Source organism: Sporichthya sp. (genome assembly GCF_013815995.1).
In the GTDB taxonomy this organism is placed as follows: Bacteria; Actinomycetota; Actinomycetes; order Sporichthyales; family Sporichthyaceae; genus Sporichthya.
In genome coordinates this window covers 1-5033 of record NZ_JACDFE010000277.1, presented here as the reverse complement: position 1 = coordinate 5033, position 5033 = coordinate 1, and the positions used below count along the sequence as shown (strand labels likewise).

Here is a 5033-nt window from a genome sequence, read left to right as displayed (position 1 = left end):
GCGGAACTGGCGGTCCCGGTCCGGGTGCGGCGGGCCCGGCGCGGGCCGGAGTTCTGGCGGCGCAGGGTGGTCAACAGGTAGGGCCGGAAGGCGGTCGCGGGGCCGGTGCCGGCGCGCATCTCGGTGCGCACGGCGGCGACCGCAGCGTCGACCAGCTCTTCGGCGGAACCGTTCATGGAGCGCCGGACCAGCTTCAGGGCGGCGTCACGGTGGCGGTCGGCGAGGGAGTCGAACGCGTCGCCGTCCCCGCGGCGCGCCGCGGCGATCAATGCGGCGTCCGTGGGCACGCGAGCGCCCTGGACACCGATCTTGGACGTAGCCATCCCCCACCCGCCCCGCTATTCGAGGCTCCCCCCGGAGCCCCTGCAATGAACTCACCGCACAGCCTTGGTGATAACTGAGAGTAGGCACGGCCCCAGCGTGGCGTCCGGTGATTCGAGCAACTCTTGTGTCTTGATCAGCGACACCACCAGCGCCTGCGACCGGTATGTGCACCGCCGCCCGATTCGTTGTCCGTCGAATGGCCGAAGGGGGCTCGACAACCGGCCGATCCGCACACCGTCCCGAGCCCGACAACTCCGGCGAATCGCCTGGTCAGTCAATGATTCTGGGTGAACTTCCAGGCATCGGCGGCCATCTGTGTGATGTCCCGGGTCGGCGCCCAGCTCAGCAGCTCGCGGGCGCGGGCGTTGGAGGCGATCAGCGTCGGCGGGTCACCCGGTCGGCGGGGGTGGTCGGCGGCCGGGACAGGGTGCCCGGTGACCTGCCGGACCGCGTCCAGAACCTCACGCACAGTGAACCCCTCGCCACTGCCGAGGTTGCAGATGTCGTGAATGTCCGCCCTAGTCCTCTTCAGCGCCCGGACGTGGGCGTCGGCCAGGTCGGTGACGTGGATGTAGTCGCGGACGCAGGTGCCGTCGCGCGTCGGGTAGTCCGAGCCGAACAGCTTGGCCTCGGGGCTGACCCCGCTGGCGACCTTGAGCAGGTTCGGGATCAGGTGGGTCTCGGGATCGTGCCGCTCGCCGAGGTCGGCGCCGGCTCCGAGGTGGGCGCCGGCGACGTTGAAGTACCGCAGGCTGAACGCGCCCAGCCCGTGGGCCGCGCACTCGGCCGCGATGGCCATGTCGATGGTGAGCTTGGTCATCCCGTACGGGTTGGTCGGCCGGGGCGGGGTGTCCTCGGTGATCGGCATGGTGGCCGGCTCGCCGTAGGTCGCCGCGGTGGAGGAGAACACCAGCCGGCGCACCCCGTGGCCCCGCATCGCGTCCAGCAGCGCCAGCGACCCGACGACGTTGTTCTCCCAGTAGAGCTCCGGGCGGGCCACCGACTCCCCGACCAGGGACTTGGCGGCGAAGTGCAGGACGGCCTCGTAGGTGGGATCGAGCACCTCGGCGGCGTCGTGCACCCGGGCCCGGACGAACCCCGCACCGGCCGGGATCGCGTCCTGGTGGCCGGTGGACAGGTCGTCGAGGACGGTCACCTGGTGCCCTGCGTCGAGCAGCAGCGAGGTGACGACGCTGCCGATGTAACCGGCGCCACCGGTGACCAGCAGCTTCACGGTGATCCTCACTTCGGGCGGGCGGGTAGCCTTCAGCCATCCTTCCGCACTGACGTTATAAGGAGCCTCGTGAGCGAGCGTAGCGAGCGAACAATGGGCGGAGCCTCTCTGTGAGCACGCCCGCCGAGCGCAGCGAGGCGCGCGTGACGAGCCGGGTAGTGGTCGACGTGATGCCGAAGCCCGAGATCCTCGATCCGCAGGGGCAGGCGATCCAGAAAGCCTTGGGGCGCATGGGTTTCGCGGCGGTCTCCGCGGTCCGGCAGGGCAAGAGGTTCGAGGTCGAGATCGACGGAGAGGTGGACGCTGCCGCCCTCGCCCAGGTCGAGCAGATGGCGGAGACGTTGCTGGCCAACACGGTGATCGAGGAGTTCGTCGTCCGGGTCGAGCAGTGAGCGAGCGCAGCGAGCGAACACATGTGCACAGCAGCGCCGCACGAAGTGCTCGGGTCGGGGTCGTCACCTTTCCCGGCTCCCTGGACGACGGGGACGCCGCCCGCGCGGTCCGGATCGCCGGCGGTGAGCCGGTCCGGCTCTGGCACCGGGACAAGGACCTGCACGGCGTCGACGCGGTCGTGCTGCCCGGCGGGTTCTCCTACGGCGACTACCTGCGCTGCGGTGCGATCGCCCGGTTCTCTCCCGTCATGGGGTCGATCATCGCCGGCGCCGGTCGCGGCCTCCCGGTGCTCGGCATCTGCAACGGCTTCCAGGTGCTCTGTGAGTCCCACCTGCTGCCCGGCGCCCTGATCCGCAACGACCACCGGCACTTCGTCTGCCGCGACCAGTGGCTGCGGGTGGAGAACGTCGACACCTCGTGGACCCAGGATCTGAGGATGGGTCAGGAAATCCTGGTCCCCGTCAAGAACGGGGAGGGTGGCTACATCGCCGACCCCGAGACGCTGGAATGGTTGGAGACCCTCGGGCGGATCGTCTTCCGCTACATCAACGGCAATCCCAACGGCTCCCGCGACGACATCGCCGGCATCCGCAATGAGGCCGGCAACGTGGTCGGGATGATGCCGCACCCGGAGCATGCAGTGGAGGAATTGACCGGGCCCAGCGTCGACGGGCTGGTGGTGTTCACCTCGGTGCTGGGCGGCCTGCTCGCGCCGAGCATGGTGACCGCATGATCGACAGTGTCAAGACCGCCGAGACCACCCCCGGCCTCGAGCAGCCCTTCGCCGACCTCGGTCTCAAGCCCGACGAGTACACCCGCATCCACGAGATCCTCGGCCGCCGGCCGACCAGTTGCGAACTCGCGATGTACTCGGTGATGTGGAGCGAGCACTGCTCCTACAAGTCCTCCAAGGTGCACCTGCGCCAGTTTGCGAGGCTTGCCGAGCAAATCGATCAACGCCGTGGGGAGAAGGCGCCCGGCGCCGCAGGCGCCGTGATGGTCGGCATGGGCGAGAACGCCGGCGTGGTCGACATCGGCGACGGCTACGCCGTCACCTTCAAGGTCGAGTCGCACAATCACCCGAGCTACGTCGAGCCCTACCAGGGTGCGGCCACCGGCATCGGCGGCATCGTGCGCGACATCCTCACGATGGGCGCCCGTCCGGTCGCCGTGATGGACCCGCTGCGCTTCGGCCCGCTGGAGGCCGAGGACACCCGCCGGGTGCTGCCCGGGATCGTGGCCGGCATCGGTGGTTACGGGAACTGCCTGGGCCTGCCGAACATCGGCGGCGAGGTGGTCTTCGACCCCACCTACCTCGGCAACCCGCTGGTGAACGCCCTCTGCGTGGGCGTGATGCGGCACGAGGACATCAAGCTGGCCAAAGCTTCCGGCCCTGGCAATCAGGTGATCCTGTTCGGTGCCCGCACCGGTGGCGACGGAATCGGCGGGGTCTCGGTGCTGGCGTCGGAGACCTTCGACGCCGATGGCCCGTCCAAGCGCCCGAGCGTGCAGGTCGGTGACCCGTTCGCCGAGAAGGTGCTCATCGAGTGCTGCCTGGAGATCTTCGCCGCCGACCTGGTCGTCGGCATCCAGGACCTCGGTGGGGCCGGGCTGTCCTGCGCCACCACCGAGCTGGCCTCGGCCGGCGCCGGCGGCATGCACGTCGTGCTCGACCGGGTCCCGCTGCGCGACTCCACGCTCGCTCCCGAGGAGATCCTCATGAGCGAGTCGCAGGAGCGGATGTGCGCAATCGTCGAGCCGCGCCACGTGGACGCCTTCATGGCGCTGTGCGGCAAGTGGGACGTCGAGGCGGTCGTGATCGGCGAGGTCAACGACTCCGGCCGGCTCACGGTCGAGTGGCGCGGGGAGATCGTCGTCGACGTCCCGCCGCGCACGGTTGCCCACGAGGGCCCGGTTTACGAGCGCCCCTACGCCCGGCCCGCGGACCAGGACGCCCTCCAGGCTGACGGAACGTCAGGTCTACTCCGTCCGAACACCCCGGCCGAGCTGAGCACCACCATCCTGCGGATGGCCGGCGCCCCCAACCTCTGCGACAAGAGCTGGATCACCTCGCAGTACGACCGCTACGTGCTCGGCAACACCGTGCTCGCGATGCCGGACGATGCCGGCATCGTGCGCATCGACGAGGCGACCGGCCTCGGGGTCGCGATCTCCACCGATTGCAACGGCCGCTTCGCCCGGCTCGACCCCTACGCCGGGGCGCAACTCGCGCTGGCCGAGGCGTACCGCAACGTCGCGGCCAAGGGCGCCCGCCCGTTGGCGGTGACCGACTGCCTGAACTTCGGCTCGCCCGAGGACACCGGGGTGATGTGGCAGTTCGCCGAGGCCGTGCGCGGGCTGGCCGACGGCTGCCTCGCGCTCGGGGTGCCGGTCACCGGCGGCAACGTCTCGTTCTACAACCAGACCGGCGAGACCGCGATCCTCCCCACGCCGGTGGTCGGCGTGCTCGGGGTGATGCCCGACGTCCGCGCCCGGGTGCCCATGGCGTTCGCGACCGATGGCGACGCGATCCTGCTGCTCGGGGAGACCCGCGAGGAACTCGACGGTTCGGAGTGGGCGCACGTGGTGCACGGTCACCTCGGCGGCACCCCGCCGATGGTCGACCTCGAGTCCGAGCGCTCGCTGGCCTCGATGCTGGTCGAGGGGGCCGAGCAGGGCGTGTTCGCCTCCGCCCACGACCTGTCCGAGGGCGGACTGGCCCAAGGCCTGGTCGAGTGCTGCCTGCGCGGTGGCCTCGGGGCTCGGGTGGAGCTGCCGTCCGGGCTCGAGCCCTTCGTCGCGTTGTTCTCCGAGTCCGCGGCGCGCGCGATCGTCACGGTGGCCGCCCCGCACCGCTACGCGGTTGAGGCCTTCGCCGAGATGCACGGCGTCACGGTCACCGAGATCGGCTACGTCGGCGGGTCCACGCTGCGGATCAACGCCGACATCGAGATCCCGCTGGCCGACCTGCGGGCGGCGCACACGGCCACGCTGCCCGCCGCGATGGAGTCCTGAGACCTCGATGCCGCCCCGTCGCCGGGTCGACCCGGCAGCGGGCCGGGTCGCCCTCGCGGCCTGGGAC

5 protein-coding genes are annotated in these 5033 nt (G+C 70.5%); 3 read left to right on the top strand and 2 right to left on the bottom strand.

All coding sequences use genetic code 11. From position 1 onward, the window contains the following. Window positions 1-323: hypothetical protein (locus H0X00_RS21435; protein ID WP_293774663.1), on the bottom strand; the 323-nt coding region annotated here is incomplete at its 3' end. Between the two features lie 275 nt (window positions 324-598). Further along, window positions 599-1558, bottom strand: coding sequence for a UDP-glucose 4-epimerase GalE (gene galE, locus H0X00_RS21430; RefSeq protein ID WP_293774662.1), 960 nt, complete (start codon window positions 1556-1558; stop codon window positions 599-601). A gap of 143 nt (window positions 1559-1701) precedes the next feature. Between galE and purS the strand changes: the two genes are divergently transcribed. The 3 genes from purS to purL are packed head-to-tail and all read left to right on the top strand — an operon-like array spanning window position 1702 to window position 4966. After that, window positions 1702-1950, top strand: a complete 249-nt coding sequence (gene purS / locus H0X00_RS21425) for a phosphoribosylformylglycinamidine synthase subunit PurS (protein WP_367186728.1) — start codon at window positions 1702-1704, stop codon at window positions 1948-1950. Further along, window positions 1947-2684 (top strand): phosphoribosylformylglycinamidine synthase subunit PurQ, encoded by a 738-nt coding sequence (gene purQ, locus H0X00_RS21420; RefSeq protein WP_293774659.1) that lies wholly within the window; start codon window positions 1947-1949, stop codon window positions 2682-2684. The genes purS and purQ overlap by 4 nt, the downstream gene beginning before the upstream one ends. Further along, window positions 2681-4966: a phosphoribosylformylglycinamidine synthase subunit PurL gene (gene purL / locus H0X00_RS21415; protein WP_293774657.1), complete on the top strand. Its 2286-nt coding sequence runs from the start codon at window positions 2681-2683 to the stop codon at window positions 4964-4966. Before purQ ends, purL begins: the two co-directional genes overlap by 4 nt. The last annotated feature ends 67 nt before the right edge of the window (window positions 4967-5033 follow it).